Source organism: Arthrobacter sp. 01T425 (genome assembly GCF_056398725.1).
The window spans coordinates 26,237-40,768 of the sequence record NZ_JBFTPY010000001.1; the positions used below are offsets into that span (position 1 = coordinate 26,237).

General features: G+C 67.5%; 15 protein-coding genes and 2 tRNA genes. 8 read left to right on the forward strand and 9 right to left on the reverse strand.

Annotation, left to right across the window (positions count from 1 at the left end; all coding sequences use genetic code 11):
• The first annotated feature begins 10 nt into the window (after positions 1-10).
• Together AC1DNG_RS00145 and AC1DNG_RS00150 are read left to right on the forward strand one after the other, a co-directional pair.
• Positions 11-469: a DUF1579 family protein gene (locus AC1DNG_RS00145; protein ID WP_230011585.1), complete on the forward strand. Its 459-nt coding sequence runs from the start codon at positions 11-13 to the stop codon at positions 467-469.
• Between the two features lie 9 nt (positions 470-478).
• Positions 479-1,180 carry an alpha/beta fold hydrolase gene (locus AC1DNG_RS00150; RefSeq protein WP_230011586.1) on the forward strand — a complete coding sequence of 234 codons (702 nt, stop codon included), beginning with the start codon at positions 479-481 and terminating at the stop codon, positions 1,178-1,180.
• A gap of 162 nt (positions 1,181-1,342) precedes the next feature.
• Here the strand turns inward: AC1DNG_RS00150 and def are convergent, their stop codons facing one another.
• The 4 genes from def to orn all read right to left on the reverse strand — a co-directional run bounded on the left by def (position 1,343) and on the right by orn (position 4,110).
• Positions 1,343-1,915 carry a peptide deformylase gene (gene def, locus AC1DNG_RS00155; protein ID WP_476848995.1) on the reverse strand — a complete coding sequence of 191 codons (573 nt, stop codon included), beginning with the start codon at positions 1,913-1,915 and terminating at the stop codon, positions 1,343-1,345.
• Between the two features lie 40 nt (positions 1,916-1,955).
• On the reverse strand, positions 1,956-3,110 hold the full coding sequence (locus tag AC1DNG_RS00160) for an acyl-CoA dehydrogenase family protein (RefSeq protein ID WP_476848996.1): 1,155 nt from the start codon (positions 3,108-3,110) through the stop codon (positions 1,956-1,958).
• Between the two features lie 93 nt (positions 3,111-3,203).
• Positions 3,204-3,276, reverse strand: a tRNA-His gene (locus AC1DNG_RS00165).
• 201 nt (positions 3,277-3,477) lie between these two features.
• Positions 3,478-4,110 (reverse strand): oligoribonuclease, encoded by a 633-nt coding sequence (gene orn / locus AC1DNG_RS00170; protein WP_476848997.1) that lies wholly within the window; start codon positions 4,108-4,110, stop codon positions 3,478-3,480.
• Positions 4,111-4,278: 168 nt separating this feature from the next.
• Between orn and mptB the strand changes: the two genes are divergently transcribed.
• A complete protein-coding gene (gene mptB, locus AC1DNG_RS00175) occupies positions 4,279-5,904 on the forward strand; it encodes a polyprenol phosphomannose-dependent alpha 1,6 mannosyltransferase MptB (RefSeq protein WP_476856929.1) in 1,626 nt (541 codons plus the stop codon).
• Positions 5,905-5,916: 12 nt separating this feature from the next.
• Here mptB and AC1DNG_RS00180 read toward each other — a convergent pair whose 3' ends face one another.
• The gene (locus AC1DNG_RS00180; RefSeq protein WP_476856928.1) at positions 5,917-6,600 is read right to left on the reverse strand and encodes a DNA alkylation repair protein; all 684 of its coding nucleotides are present in this window, start codon (positions 6,598-6,600) and stop codon (positions 5,917-5,919) included.
• Positions 6,601-6,678: 78 nt separating this feature from the next.
• Between AC1DNG_RS00180 and map the strand changes: the two genes are divergently transcribed.
• Positions 6,679-7,446: a type I methionyl aminopeptidase gene (gene map, locus AC1DNG_RS00185; RefSeq protein ID WP_476856927.1), complete on the forward strand. Its 768-nt coding sequence runs from the start codon at positions 6,679-6,681 to the stop codon at positions 7,444-7,446.
• Here map and AC1DNG_RS00190 read toward each other — a convergent pair.
• On the reverse strand, positions 7,443-8,090 hold the full coding sequence (locus AC1DNG_RS00190; protein WP_476886336.1) for a GNAT family N-acetyltransferase: 648 nt from the start codon (positions 8,088-8,090) through the stop codon (positions 7,443-7,445). The genes map and AC1DNG_RS00190 overlap by 4 nt on opposite strands.
• A gap of 31 nt (positions 8,091-8,121) precedes the next feature.
• Positions 8,122-8,631, reverse strand: coding sequence for a LapA family protein (locus tag AC1DNG_RS00195; RefSeq protein ID WP_476849002.1), 510 nt, complete (start codon positions 8,629-8,631; stop codon positions 8,122-8,124).
• Positions 8,632-8,948: 317 nt separating this feature from the next.
• Between AC1DNG_RS00195 and AC1DNG_RS00200 the strand changes: the two genes are divergently transcribed.
• Positions 8,949-9,965, forward strand: coding sequence for a magnesium and cobalt transport protein CorA (locus AC1DNG_RS00200; RefSeq protein ID WP_079554707.1), 1,017 nt, complete (start codon positions 8,949-8,951; stop codon positions 9,963-9,965).
• 76 nt (positions 9,966-10,041) lie between these two features.
• Here the strand turns inward: AC1DNG_RS00200 and AC1DNG_RS00205 are convergent.
• Positions 10,042-10,114: transfer RNA gene (locus AC1DNG_RS00205), tRNA-Arg, on the reverse strand.
• Between the two features lie 245 nt (positions 10,115-10,359).
• Between AC1DNG_RS00205 and AC1DNG_RS00210 the strand changes: the two genes are divergently transcribed.
• The 3 genes from AC1DNG_RS00210 to ettA all read left to right on the forward strand — a co-directional run bounded on the left by AC1DNG_RS00210 (position 10,360) and on the right by ettA (position 13,363).
• A complete protein-coding gene (locus tag AC1DNG_RS00210) occupies positions 10,360-10,932 on the forward strand; it encodes a single-stranded DNA-binding protein (RefSeq protein ID WP_476886337.1) in 573 nt (190 codons plus the stop codon).
• A gap of 383 nt (positions 10,933-11,315) precedes the next feature.
• Positions 11,316-11,597, forward strand: a complete 282-nt coding sequence (locus AC1DNG_RS00215; RefSeq protein WP_476858309.1) for a DUF6993 domain-containing protein — start codon at positions 11,316-11,318, stop codon at positions 11,595-11,597.
• Positions 11,598-11,680: 83 nt separating this feature from the next.
• The gene (gene ettA / locus AC1DNG_RS00220; RefSeq protein ID WP_476886338.1) at positions 11,681-13,363 is read left to right on the forward strand and encodes an energy-dependent translational throttle protein EttA; all 1,683 of its coding nucleotides are present in this window, start codon (positions 11,681-11,683) and stop codon (positions 13,361-13,363) included.
• Between the two features lie 205 nt (positions 13,364-13,568).
• Here the strand turns inward: ettA and AC1DNG_RS00225 are convergent, their stop codons facing one another.
• Complete coding sequence (locus AC1DNG_RS00225; protein ID WP_476850152.1) at positions 13,569-14,531, reverse strand: acyl-CoA thioesterase; 963 nt, start codon at positions 14,529-14,531, stop codon at positions 13,569-13,571.
• Between the last annotated feature and the right edge of the window lies 1 nt (position 14,532).

A 14,532-nucleotide genomic window follows, 5' to 3' on the forward strand; every position in this document is an offset into this window, starting at 1 on the left:
AGACTGCAGCATGGACATTGTGAAATACGTGACACCGTTCCTTGGCGCCTGGCAGGGACAAAACCGCTTGCGGCTCATGCCCACGGACGACTACAAGGCTTCGGCGGCCACCGCCACGGTGACGGTGACCGCCGCACACTTCGCGAGTGTCGCCTACACCTGGTCAGACGGTGAGAGCCCGCAGGAAGGCCTCCTGATCCTGGCCGGCGGCGCGTCCGGCGCGGATCCCGCCACCGCTGTGTGGCTGGACTCCTGGCACACGGGCAAGGCGCTGATGCAGTTCTCCGGCACTGTGGGCGGCGACGGTGTCCTCCGGCTCAACGGCTCCTATGCGGCGCCGACCGGCCCGGACTGGGGCTGGCAGATCCACCTGCACCCGGCGGACGGCTCGGGCGGACGCATCACCATGCACAACCTGGTCCCGGGCGAGGACCCCTACCAGGTGGTGGAGCTGGTACTCGACCGGTAGGGTACCGGCATGGACATCATCCTCGTACCCGGATTCTGGTTGGACGCCTCGTCGTGGGCGGACGTCACCCCGCCGCTGACCGCGGCCGGGCACAAGGTCCATCCGTTGACCCTGCCGGGCCTGGAGTCGGCGGATGCGCCGCGCGCCGGGATCGGCCTGCGCACCCACATCGACGCCGTCGTGGAGAAGATCGATTCCTTCGACGCGCCGGCGGTCCTGGTGGGCCACTCCGGCGGCGGGGCCATCATCCACGGCGCCGTCGACGCCCGCCCGGACCGGGTGGCCCGGGCTGTCTACGTGGACAGCGGACCGCTGGGGGAGGGTGGGGTCATCAATGACGAACTCCCGGCCGACGGCGACGAGGTGCCGCTGCCGCCGTGGGAGCTCTTCGAGGACCAGGACCTCACCGACCTGACCGACGAGCTGCGCGCCATGTTCCGTGCCCGTGCCATCCCGCAGCCCCGCGGCGTGGCCCAGGACCGGCAGCAGCTCTCGGATGAACGCCGCTTCGAGGTTCCGGTCACCATCATCGCCTGCGAATTCCCGTCCTCGATGCTGACGGAAATGGTTGCCGGCGGCCACCCGTTCGTGGCGGAGCTCGGACGGATCCGCCAGGTCGACTATGTGGACCTGCCTACCGGACACTGGCCGCAGTTCACCAGGCCGTCCGAGCTCGGCGCCGCCATTCTGGCCGCCGCCGACCGCACCTAAAGGAACCGGCTGGCCGGGTCACTGCTGAACTGGGGAAATCCCGCCGAAATTCCCCACCTTTGGGACCCGCCGCCGGCGCGTGCCCCCAAACCGCCGGCGATTTCCTGCGCATCGGCGTCAAACGTGGGGAAATCCGCGTGCAGCAGCGCCCAGCCGCGGCCGTCAGTGGCCGAACGGGTCCGGGTCCACTCCCGGCATCCAGGTCAGGCCGGGAACGCCCCAGCCGCTGCGCTTGGCCTGCTTCATGGCCCGGCGGGCATAGCGGTCAATGAGCCGGTTGACGTAGAGCTTGCCATCGAGGTGGTCGTACTCGTGCTGGATGACCCGGGCGAACCAGCCGGTCGCCTCGAATTCCACCGGCTTCCCGTCACCGTCGAAGCCCTGGACCCTCGCCCATTCCGCCCGCTTGAGCGGATACTGGCCGCCGGGGAAGGACAGGCAGCCTTCCTCTTCCTCGTCGGGGTCCGGCAGGGCGCCGGAGATCTTGGAAAGTGTCAGGACAGGGTTGACCACGACGCCGGTGGGCGCGGCGCCGTCGTCGTTGTCGTACTTGTACACGAAGAGCCGCTTGCCGACCCCCACCTGGGGGGCCGCCAGCCCGACGCCGTTGGCGGCGTCGTTGGTCTCGAACATGTCGGCGATCAGGCTGCGGAGCTCGTCGTCGAAGACTTCGACTTCCGCGGCCCGGCGGTGCAGCACGGGCTCGCCCCAGATCGTGATGGGCAGGACGGTCATATCAGGAATATTCCTCGGGTGCAGGTGGAGTCGCGGCGTCTCAGCCGGCGATGGTGCGGCCGACGACGTCGCGCATGATTTCGTTGGTGCCGCCGAAGATCGTCAGCAGCCGGGCGGCGAGGTAGGCCTGGGCCACCGGGTATTCCATGATGTAGCCGTACCCGCCGTGCAGCTGCAGGCAGCGGTCCGTGACGGACTTGGCGCGCTCGGACGCCCACAGTTTGGCACGGGCGGCGCCTGCGGCGTCGAGCTCTCCGGCGTTGAACGCCAGGATGGCCTGGTCCACATACGCTTCGGTGACCTCGACCTCCGTGAGGATGTCGGCGAGTTCGAAGCGGCTGTTCTGAAAATCGATGATCCGCTCGCCGAACGCGTTGCGGTCCTTCGTGTAGCGGACAGTCGCCTCGTAGGTGGCGCGCACGACGGCGGAGCTGGCCACGGCGATCGCCAGCCGGCCCTGGGGGAGCTGTTCGGCCGCGTACTGCAGGCCCTTGCCCTCCTCGCCGACGAGGTCCGCGTGCGGGACGCGGACGTTGTCGAAGAACAGCTCGGCCGTGTCGGAGGCCTTGAGGCCCATCTTGTCCAGCTGTTTGCCGGTGTTGTAGCCCTCGCCCTTCTGGACCATGAAAAGCGAGAACGAGTCGCGGTTTCCGCGTCCGGTACCGCCGTCGGTGCGGGCCAGAACCAGGGAGGCGTCGCCGGAGATGCCGTTGCCGATAAACGTTTTCTGGCCAGTGATCAGCCAGTCGTCGCCGTCGCGGACCGCCTTGGTGCGGATGCCGCGCAGGTCGGAGCCGGCCCCCGGTTCGGTCCAGGCGACCGAGGTGACCTTTTCGCCCGAGACCATGCCCGGGAGCCAGCGGGCCTTGAGGTCATCGGAGCCGTAGGCCAGCAGGTGGGGGAGGACCATGTCATCGTGCAGGTGGAACGCCAGGCCGACCGCGAGGTGGTTGCTCTTGGCGAATTCTTCATCGAGCACTGTCCGGAAGCGGTAGTCGGACATCCCCATGCCGCCGAACTCTTCCGGCACGGCCAGGCCCAGCAGGCCCTGCTCGCCGGCAGCGGACCACAGTTCCCGGGGCATCATGTGGTCCTCGTCCCACTGGGTGTAGTGGGGAGCGACCGCGCGCGCGTTGAACTCGGCGGCCATCTCACGGAACATCTCGTGGTCTTCTTCAAACAGCTTGCGCTTCACTGCGATTCCTTCCCATACAGACAACAAAGGCCGCACCGGATAACCGGTGCGGCCTTTGGAAAAGGTCGGACAATCACTGCCGTCCTTCATGAGGGTGAGCGACGGGGGTTGAACCCGCGACCTCCTGGACCACAACCAGGCGCTCTGCCAACTGAGCTACGCCCACCATGTGCCATATCAGGCCCTCCGGCGAACCGGCTGGCTGGAAAGGCAACGACAAATAGCTTACCTGCTGTTTGGGGGTGGTTTTGCCACTTTTGCGATTTTCGCCGAAATTTCCGCGAAACGTGGCGCAGATTACTTTTCCGCGCCACGTCCCCGGCGACGTTTCACCGGCCCCGCTGCGCGGAGGGTAGGTGGGCGGCCGCTACTCCGCCGGGGTGGGCTCGGCTGGTTCGCCGCCCATGACGCGTTTGGCGATCCGCTGCGCCGTGGCACTGTCCGGGCCCGGCGCGGGGACAAACACGGCCTCGCGGTAATACCGGAGTTCGTCGATGGAGTCCTTGATGTCGCCGAGCGCCCGGTGGCCGCCCAGTTTGGCCGGGGACTGGAAGTAGGCCCGGGCAAACCAGCGGCGGGAGAGTTCCTTGATGGTGCTCACATCGATGACCCGGTAGTGCAGGTGCTCCACCACGTCGGGCATATCGCGGACAAGGAACACGCGGTCGGTGCCCACCGAGTTGCCGCCGAGCGGCGCCTTCCGGGGATCCGGCACCCATTTCTTGATGTAGGCGAGCACCGCTGCCTGCGCTTCGGCCATCGTCTTGCCGTGCGGAAGCTCCGCCAGCAGGCCGGAGCGTGTGTGCATGTCGCGGACAAAGTCGTTCATCTGGGCCAGCGCGGCGTCGTCGGGCTTGATCACGACGTCGACGCCGTCCCCCAGGATGTTGAGCTCCGAATCGGTCACCAGCGCGGCCACCTCGATAAGGGCGTCATTCTTGGTGTCCAGGCCGGTCATTTCGCAGTCGATCCAGACGATGCGTTCGTTAGTAATAGGCACCCGCCCAGCCTACCGTTCCGACGCCACAGAGCCGTCCGGTGCTAGGATTTCGAATACGCGGCCGCCGAATTATTTCGGCACTGATTTCTTCGACGCGGCGCCCCGGGCCGGACACTGCGGCCGGCTGTGGGCGGAATTGTGGCCCACAACAGATTGGACGATCCTGACATGACGGCGCCTGTGCCTGCGGCGGGGGAAACGGCTGCCGGTACGTCCCGCCCGTCCACGTCCCGCCCCTCCGCGTCCGGCCGGACCGCGCTCACCCCGGCTGTGTCCTCCACTGAGGGGGAAGGGGCCGTCGGCGACGTCGACAACCCGCGGTCCCCGATCCTTGCCGGGTTCCTGGGCTCGCTGTTCATGACGATCGGTTCGATCGGCGTCGGCTGGCTTGCCCCCGCGTCCGAACTCCGCCGCGTCCCGCTGTTCATCTTTATGCGCACCGAGGCCCTGGGCGTCGCCCTCTGCATTGTCCTGCTGGCCTTCGGCGGCATGCTGCTGGTCCGCGCCTGGCTGCGGCTCGGCCAGCGCGTCCGGGTCTGGGGGGCCGGCGCCCGCAAGGCCACGCTCCAGGCGACGGCGGCGTGGGGGCTGCCGCTGATGTTCTCTGTGCCGCTGTTCAGCCGCGACGTCTACGCGTATATCGGCCAGGGCCGGCTCATGGTGGAGGGCTTCAACCCCTACGAAAACGGCATTTCGGCGCTGTCCAACTACTTCCAGCTGGGCGCCGACAGAATGTGGACCGAAGCTCCCGTCCCCTACGGGCAACTGTTCCTGTGGATCGAACAGTTCGTGGTCTGGGCCACCAACGTGCACCCTGAAGGCAGCATCATGCTGTTCCGGATCGCGGCCCTGGTGGGCGTGGTCCTCTGCGTGATCTACGTGCCCAAACTGGCCGAACTGCACGGAGTGAACCCGAACCGGGCCCTGTGGCTGACGGCGGCCAACCCGCTGTTCCTCACCAACTTCATCGCCAGCGTCCACAACGATGCCCTCATGATCGGCCTGGCCCTGGCCGGCCTTTATTACTGCGCCACGCGCCGGGTCATCCTCGGAATCGTGCTGGTGACGCTCTCCATCTCGGTCAAGCCCATCACGGTGGTTTTCCTGCCGTTCATCGGCCTGCTCTGGGCGGGCAAGGGCGCCAGCTGGCCGCGCAAGTTCGTCTTCTGGGCCCTCACGGCCGGCATCAGCCTGGCCTTGCTGTATCTCATGAGCCGGGTCAATGGCTTCGGCTTCGGCTGGATCAACGGGTTGTCCGCCCCGGGCAGCATCTGGATCTGGTACGCGCCTGTTGGCCTGGTGGGCCTGATCGTGGCCTCCATCTCCAACGCCTTCGGGCTCGACGGTTGGGGACTGGCCAAGTGGGCGTTCGACGCCGGCAAGCTGCTCGCCGTCGGCATCGTCGCCTGGCAGATCTTCCGCGGCGACTACGACCGCCTGATGCGCCGGCTCACCCTGGCCTTCGCCGCCGTCGTACTGCTGTCCCCGATGATCCAGTCCTGGTACATCGTCTGGCTCATCCCGCTCTTCGCCGTCACGGGCATCCGCGACGACTGGCAGGTCAAGGCGCTCTACTTCATCGTGTCCTTCTTCATGGTGTACGCGATCTCGGACCAGCTCGACGTCTTCCCGTACCTGCAGACCGCGGATCTGGGCCTGGCCCTGGCGCTGGCCCGCAACGCCGCGGCGATCATTGCGTTGCTGTTTGCGCTGTACCTGATCTTCCTTGACCCGAAGACCAAGCTGCTGTTCACCAAGTCGGACGAGCCGGTCACCACTCGGCCGATCATCTAGCGCTGATTCTGGCTAAGCCGCCAGATTTCTGAGCGCTTCCTTGCGCGAGAGCGGACTGAGCTGGTCCGCATGCCGCCGCACGAATGCTTTCACCCAGGCCGGATCCGTCCTGGCGTACTGGCGCAGCGCCCACCCGATCGCCTTGCGGATGAAGAACTCCCGGTCCTCGAGGTTGGCCTCGATCACAGCGGCCAGGAGCTCCGTGTCCGTGGCGCCCTTCGCCCCCAGCTGTGCGGTGATCGCGGCCCGTCGGACCCAGAAGTCCTCGTCCCGGCTCCAGCGTTCGAGCACCGGCGTCAGTTCTGCCCGGTGGGCCTGCAACAGGGCGCCCAGCCGGTGGGCCACCCCGTCCACCAGGTCCCACCAGGCTCCGGTGCGGATGATTTCCTCATAGAGGGCCAGCATGCTCAGTTCCCCGGCTGCGGGCTTGAGCCCCGTGAGCTCGATCGCGGCGTAGCGTTCCTCACGGTGGCCGGCGTTGCGCCACAGCACAAGAACCGCGGACTGCAGTTCCGCCAGGCTGCCCGGCGGGTGGTCCGCGGCCGCGGCCCTGACAATGCTGCGAACCTCGGGAACCCGCACGCCCAGGGATGGCATCTGCGATTTCATGTAGGCCTGTGCCCCCGCGGCGCGGCCAGGATCGGCAGCAGCCTGGAGGCTGCCGCGGATCGCGTCTATGAGTTCCGTGGTGGTCATGAGGCCACTGTAGACACGCCGCGCCGGGCTTTAGAGTTGAAGCCAGCAAGCCGCGGCTCCGCGTCGGAAGGGAAAGCCATGTCCATGATCAAGAGTCCCGAAGAGATCGCACTGATGCGCGAGGCCGGCCGGGTGGTCGCCACCACCCTCGCCCGGGTCCGCGACGCGGCCGCCGTCGGCGTTTCGCTCAAGGAACTGGACGATGTCGCCGCGGCGTCAATCGCCGACGCGGGAGCCACTCCGGCGTTCCTGAACTACCGGCCGCGGTGGGCGTCAGTGCCGTTCCCGGGGGTCATCTGCACGTCCGTCAACGACGCCGTCGTGCACGGCATCCCCAATGAGTACCGGCTCCAGGACGGGGACCTCCTGAGCGTGGATTGCGGCGCGTTCCTGGCCGGGTGGTGCGGCGATGCGGCAGTCAGCTTCATCGTGGGGACCGTGGACCCGGTGGACCAGGCCCTCATCGACGCCACGGACGCCGCCCTGGCCAGGGGGATCGAAGCGGCAAGGATCGGGAACAAGATGGGGGATCTCGCCTACGCGATCGGCGGGGCAGCGCGCCGGGCAGGCTACGGGCTGCTCGCCGACCACGGCGGCCACGGGATCGGCCGGACCATGCACGCCGAGCCGCACGTGCCCAACGACGGACGTCCCGGTCGCGGCATCAAACTGACCGAGGGCCTGGTCATCGCCATCGAGCCAATGCTGATTCTCGGCCGCAAGGACGACTACTACCATGACGACGACGAATGGACCCTCCGCTCAGCGAACGGCCGCCGCGCCGCGCACAGCGAACACACCGTGGCCATCACCGCCGACGGGCCGGTGATCCTGACCCTGCCCTAGCGCCCGCGGTCCCTGCCGGGCCGGGGCACCGTCAAGCGGACGACGGCGCGTCCCGGCACCGCGCCGCTGACCACTTCGCCGCTGACTACTGTGAAGCCAGCCGCCAAAAAGAGTCCCAGCGTGCCGTGGTAGAGGTCTGCCGGGCTGGCCTTGGGCCGTTGCGCGGGGTCGACCGGATAACCCTCCACCACCGTGGCGCCGTGCGCGGCGGCGTGTTCGACGGCGGCGGCAAGCAACGCCCCCGCCACGCCGGTCCGTCGGTGGCCGGGGGAGACGACAAAGCAACTGACGGACCACACATGGTCCACGCCGGGATCCCGGGCGGCGTCAGGGGCCGACGCCAGCACCTTCGAGCGCAGGATCCTTGGGTAGCACCCGCGGGGCTCGACGGCGCACCAGCCCACCGGATTCCCGTCGCGGAAGGCCAGGACCCCGGGCGCCGGCTGGCCGCCGTCGAACTTGTCCCGCAACTGGTTCTTCCGCTCCTCCGGGGTGGACGCGGACCACTGCGGGCCGGTCAAGGCAAAGAACCGGCACCAGCATCGTGAGGGCTCGCCGCGGACGCCAAAGAGACGCTCGACGTCGGGCCAGTCCGCCGCGGCGGTGGTGATGGCTGCCTGGGCCCGGGGTTCTGCGTCGCGCATGGAAAGAGGGTAGCGCCTGGCGGTTTCCGCGTCAGCGCGTGCGCGTGCCCGGGCTGGCCTGCCGCCGGACGCGGTGTGCGGCGAGCCGGAGCTGGATGATGCGGGCGGCTCCGGCGATGGCGACCAGAACGCCGCCGCCGACGGCCGCGATGAACAAGGCGATGCCCAGCGGGACCGAGCCTTCGAGGCCAAAGAACTTCACCTGCACGTACTCCTGGTTCTGCAGGATGAAAGCGATCAGCAGGATCAGCACCACGAGCGCGCAGGCAACCGCGGCCCAGACCATTCCCGCACGGGTGACCTGGCGCGTGTCCGGAGCGGGCGCCGGCGCGGGAGCCTGAGCCGTGGGTTCCTCGGGGCGGGAGGTTTCGGCGCGCCCCGCCGTCGTGGCGGCCACATCGGTGCCGGTCGCGGCCACGTCCGTGCTGAGGCCTTGCTCGGCGGACGAGGGCCCGGGCGTGGCGTCAGCGGACCCCGCGTACTGGGAGGTGGAGGCGTCGTCTGGATTGGTGGGGTCGAATCTGCGGGGTGTCTCGGTCATGGCGGCCGTACCTTTCGATTGCGGGCAGGGCGAACAGGCTATCCCTGCCGGCCTGCCAGTCCACTCAATACTAAGCGTGCTGAGGGCTGGCGGGGCTCAGGGCAGACGGTGTGCACGGTTCGGGCGATTTGCCCCAAGCCGGCATCTGTGCGTTGGAGCCCTGGCGGCGGCCGTCGGCGTCGTTCTTCCCGGCAGTCTTTCCGGGGAATGTTCCCGGAAAACCAGCGGCGCTCACGGGGCAGTGCGGGCTGTTGGCACCGGCCCGGGGACGGTATAACGTCACAGCAAAGCGAATGCCTTGAAGAGGAGGCGCGGCCGTGACGATTATTGACAACGCCGTCTATGTGGACGGTCACCGGACCGCCGACCCGGAAGGGCTCGAGGAGACGTACTTTCTGCTGCGGCAGCGCCAGGGCATGGCCTGGATCGGGCTCTACCGGCCCGAAGCCGAGGAACTGCGCTCCGTGGCCGAGGAATTTGACCTGAGCCACCTGGCCGTGGAGGACGCGCTCGCCGGCCACCAGCGGGCCAAGCTGGAACACTATGGCGAGACGTTGTTCCTGGTGCTGCGGCCCGCGCGGTACCTGGACGATGTGGAGAAGGTCGAGTTCGGCGAGATCCATGTGTTTTCCGGCCCGGACTTTGTGGTGACTGTCCGCCGGGCGGAGTCTCCCGACCTGGCCCGGGTGCGCCGGCGGATGGAGTCCGAGCCGGAGTTCCTGGCGCTCGGACCGGATGCGGTGTTGTACGCGATCCTGGACCAGGTGGTGGACGAGTACGAGCCGGTGGCGGCAGGGCTGGAAAACGATATCGATGAAATCGAAGACGACCTGTTCGCTGCCGACCCCGGCGTATCGCGCAGGATCTATGAACTCTCCCGCCAGGTCATCACGTTCCAGCGTGCCACGGCCCCGCTGGCCGGAATCCTGCAGAGCCTCATGGGCGGCGGACCGGACGGCGTGCCGGACCCCGAACTGCAGGATCATTTCCGCGACGTCCTGGACCACGCCATCAGGCTGGGGGAGCGGGTGTCTGCCTTCCGGGCGTTGCTGCAGAACGCCCTGGCCGTCAACGCGGCCCTGGTTGCCCAGCGGCAGAACGACGAAATGCGGCTCCTGACGGAGTCGAGCTTCGCCCAGAACGAGCAGGTCAAGCGGATCTCGTCGTGGGCGGCCATCCTGTTTGCGCCGACGTTGATCGCCTCGATTTACGGCATGAACTTCCGCGACATGCCCGAGCTCGACTGGATCTTCGGCTATCCGATGGCACTCGCGCTCATGCTCGGCATGGGCGGGATCCTATTCCTGACGTTCAAACACAACAAGTGGATCTGATGTTCTGGTTGAAATAGGAGTTGGCGTAGGAAGCGGCCCTGACCTTGCGTTGTCGCAGGTCAGAGCCGCTCTCTTGTGCCCCAGGAGGGAATCGAACCCCCGACCGGCGGATTAGAAGGCCGCTGCTCTATCCCCTGAGCTACTGGGGCGCGCTGGCGCCCACCGGCTGCTGCCGGTGACGCCTCAAAAAGTTTACAGTGCCGGACGGCCGGTGGAGGTCAACGCCGTCCGGTTGGCTGGCCCTGCCGGCCCAGACTTCTCCCCAACACGGTCCCCACACCGTTGCCGGCAACCGGTTATCCACATGGCACAGCCGGGTCCTCCCCGGCCACGGTCCACGGCGGGATGCTGGAACTGCCCGGCAGGGCACGACAATTCGAGACAGGACATGAGAATGAGCGACAACATTACGGTCCGTGGCTTCGTCGCCTCGGAGATCAGAAGCTCGACCACACCCGGTGGCGTGGCCACGGCGTCCTTCCGGTTCGGCGCCACCGACCGCCGGTACGACCGCGGCTCCAGCACCTGGGTGGATGGCAACACCAACTGGTTCACCGTCCAGGGATACCGGCAGCTGGCCGGCAACATTGGCTGCAGCATCAAGAAGGGCCAGCGGGTCATCGTGGTTGGCAGGCTGAAGATGCGGAGCTGGGAGAAGGACGGCAGGGTCTACCACGTCGCCGAAATTGACGCGGAGTCAGTTGGCCACGACCTCATGTGGGGCTCTGCCAACTTCACCCGCTCAGCCGCAGCCGGAAGCCAGGCGGCCGCCGGATCCGGTTCCCTAGACGCGCCCGGTAGCGGTGACGGCGACGGCGGCGGACCGCAGAGCCAGCCAGGGGACGACGACGGGGACGGCGACCACGGTGCCGACCACCACGACCACGGGACCTTCATCCATGACGAGAGCGGTGAGGAGGAGGAGGTGGACCAGGAAACCGGAGAACTGAAAGGGGCCGCAGCCTGAATCCGCTAGACCGGCGGGCAGCGCCGTGGACGCCGGGACTGGGCACCGGAACGCCGGAACGCGGCACTGCCGCGTGGCAGAATTGCCCGATGCAACACGCCAGGATCGCTGCGGGACGGGCGGGCCCCACTCGCACTGCGGGAGGGGACGCCCGTCGCGGCGGCTGGGCCGTTCCGGCCGCCGCAACCTTGGTGCTCCTGCTTTCGGCCTCCGCCTGTGCGACGCCGGCCGGCAGCAGCGGAGCCATGGCTTCTGAAGCCGCGGATTCTCAGGGGACACCTTCCGCAACGTCCCCGGCACCGGCAGCCACTGCGTCGCCGGCACCGGCAGCCACGACGTCGCCGGTGGCGAAACCCGGCCTGAAACCCGACAGGGAATCCGCCATGAAGTCCACGGTCGAGGCGGTCCTGAACGCCGCCATCCGCGCCGGCGGTCAGCCCGAAACGGCGGGCCTCCGCGCGTCGTTGGTTAAGGCAGGGATTCCGGCCGACGCTGTGGAAGTCACAGCCGGGCGGACGCCCACCGGTCTGGCTGTCGACGCCGTCGAGGCCGGAGTGCGCGACGGCAGCGACTGCATCGTGGCCCAGATCCGCACCGGCAGCGTCACCGTCGCTGTGCTGCCGGGTCTGGCCTCCGGCGGCTGCCTCGTGGGCGTCCGGGACTGAGCCGAACCCCCGGACGCCGTTAAGTGGCCGATCCGGGCTCACGGAATGTGAGTTATCCCGCCCGAACCACTAGATTTGTAGGCATGGCGGAATTTATCTACACAATGACCAAGGCCCGTAAGGCTGTCGGCGAAAAACTCATCCTCGATGACGTAAGCATGTCCTTCTTCCCGGGGGCCAAGATTGGCGTTGTCGGCCCGAATGGTGCCGGTAAGTCCACCATTCTCAAGATCATGGCCGGCCTGGACACTCCCTCCAACGGTGAGGCCCGGCTCAGCCCCGGCTACACGGTAGGCATCCTGCTGCAGGAGCCGCCGCTGAACGAAGACAAGACCGTCCTGGGCAACGTCCAGGAAGGCGTCGGCGAAATCTACGGCAAGATCCAGCGCTTCAACGCGATCTCCGAGGAAATGGCCAGCCCCGACGCTGACTACGATGCCCTCCTCGAGGAAATGGGACAGCTGCAGGAAGCGATCGACGCGGCCGACGCCTGGGACATCGATTCCCAGCTGGAACAGGCTATGGACGCACTGCGCTGCCCGCCCGCCGACGCCGACGTCACCCTGCTCTCCGGTGGTGAGCGCCGCCGCGTCGCGCTGTGCAAGCTCCTGCTGCAGAAGCCGGACCTGTTGCTCCTCGACGAGCCCACCAACCACCTTGACGCCGAGAGCGTGCTGTGGCTGGAGCAGCACCTCTCCAGCTACTCCGGTGCCGTCCTTGCCGTCACCCACGACCGGTACTTCCTCGACCACGTGGCCGAGTGGATCGCCGAAGTCGACCGCGGCCACCTGTACCCGTACGAGGGCAACTACTCCACGTACCTGGAGAAGAAGCGCGCCCGCCTGGAGGTCCAGGGCAAGAAGGACGCCAAGCAGGCCAAGCGCCTGACCGAGGAACTCGAATGGGTCCGGTCCAACGCCAAGGGACGCCAGACCAAGTCCAAGGCCCGTCTGGCCCGCTACGAGGAAATGGCTGCCGAGGCAGACCGTACCCGCAAGCTCGACTTCGAAGAGATCCAGATCCCGCCGGGCCCGCGCCTGGGCGGGCTCGTGCTGGAGGCCAAGGGGCTCCAGAAGGGCTTCGATGACCGCACCCTGATCGACGGGCTGTCCTTCAGCCTGCCCCGCAACGGCATCGTCGGAGTCATCGGCCCCAACGGCGTCGGCAAATCGACCCTCTTCAAGACCATCGTGGGCCTGGAACCGCTCGACGGCGGCGAACTGAAGATCGGCGATTCCGTCAAGATCTCCTACGCCGACCAGAGCCGCGGCGGCATTGACCCGAACAAGACCCTGTGGGAGGTCGTCTCCGACGGCCTCGACTACATCCAGGTCGGCCACCTCGAAATGCCGTCCCGCGCCTACGTGGCCGCTTTCGGCTTCAAGGGCCCGGACCAGCAGAAGAAGGCCGGGGTGCTCTCCGGTGGTGAGCGCAACCGCCTCAACCTGGCGCTGACCCTCAAGCAGGGTGGCAACCTGCTGCTCCTCGACGAACCGACCAACGACCTCGACGTCGAAACCCTCAGCAGCCTCGAAAACGCCCTGCTCGAATTCCCGGGCTGCGCCGTCGTCGTCTCGCACGACCGCTGGTTCCTGGACCGGGTGGCCACCCACATCCTCGCCTACGAAGGCGACGAGGAGAACCCGTCCAAGTGGTACTGGTTCGAGGGCAACTTCGAGTCCTACGAGGAGAACAAGGTCGAGCGCCTGGGCCCGGATGCGGCCAAGCCGCACCGCGTAACCCACCGCCGCCTCACCCGCGACTAAGCCCGCAAGGCTTACAGCGCCACGAAAAAAGCCGGCTCCCGCCTGAACTGTTTCAGGGGGAGCCGGCTTTTTGTGTGCGGTGGGCCTGTGTGCCGTTGACGCTGTGTGCCGTTGACGCCGTGTGCCGAGGACACCGTGTCCCAGCCGCTGCTGGGGAGTACTGGCAGCCCTCGGCCTTGCGGATCTGGTGCTGCAGCGCCCTCGATCAGACGGCGGCCTGCACGGCGCCCTTCTCTGTGTTCTTCAGGTCGGTGTTTTTGAAGTCGTTCGGGACGCGGATCATGCCTTCCTGGGCCACCGTCGCCACGTGCCGGCCGTCCCGGCTGAAGATTTTGCCCGTCGCGAGGCCCCGTGCGCCCTGCGCGCTGGGCGATTCCTGGACGTACAGGAGCCACTCGTCGACCCTGACCGGCCGGTGCCACCACATGGCGTGGTCCAGGCTTGCCACGGACATCCCCGGCGTAATCCAGCTCATGCCGTGCTTGCGGAGGATGGATTCGAGCAAGGTGTAGTCGCTCGCGTAGGCCAGGGCCGCCCGGTGCAGGCCGGCGTCGTCGGGCATCGGACCGAAAGTCTTCATCCACACGGCGTTGCGGGCTTCCCGGGGTCCCTTGGCCGAGACATACAGTGCCGGATCGACGTGGCGGATGTCGAACGGCCGCTCGTAGGCCCAGTGCCGGGCCACGGGGTGATCGAACTTGCCCAGCAGGTCGGCCGTGCTCGGCAGCGATTCGGGGTCCGGGATCCCGGCGGGCATCTCGGACTGGTGCTCGATCCCCTCGTCCTCGGCCTGGAAGGACGCGATCATCGACAGGATGGGCATGCCCTCCTGATAGGCGTGGACCCGGCGGGCCGAGAAGGACCGCCCGTCGCGCAGTCGCTGCACACCGAAGGTGATCGGCTTGTTGGCGTCGCCGGGCCGGAGGAAGTAGCCGTGCATGGAGTGCACGCTGCGGTCCGGATCGACGGTGCGGCTGCCGGCTATCAGGGACTGCGCCAGCACCTGGCCGCCAAAGACGCGCTGCTTGGGCTGTTGCTGGGAGGGACCCATGAAGATGTCCTCGTCCGTCCGGGCGCCCTCGAGCTCGCCGAGGTTGAGAAGTTGGATGAGCGAGGAGGTGGGGTCCTGGGTCGGGAGCCCCAGCAGTCCGGCTTCGGCTTCAGTCATG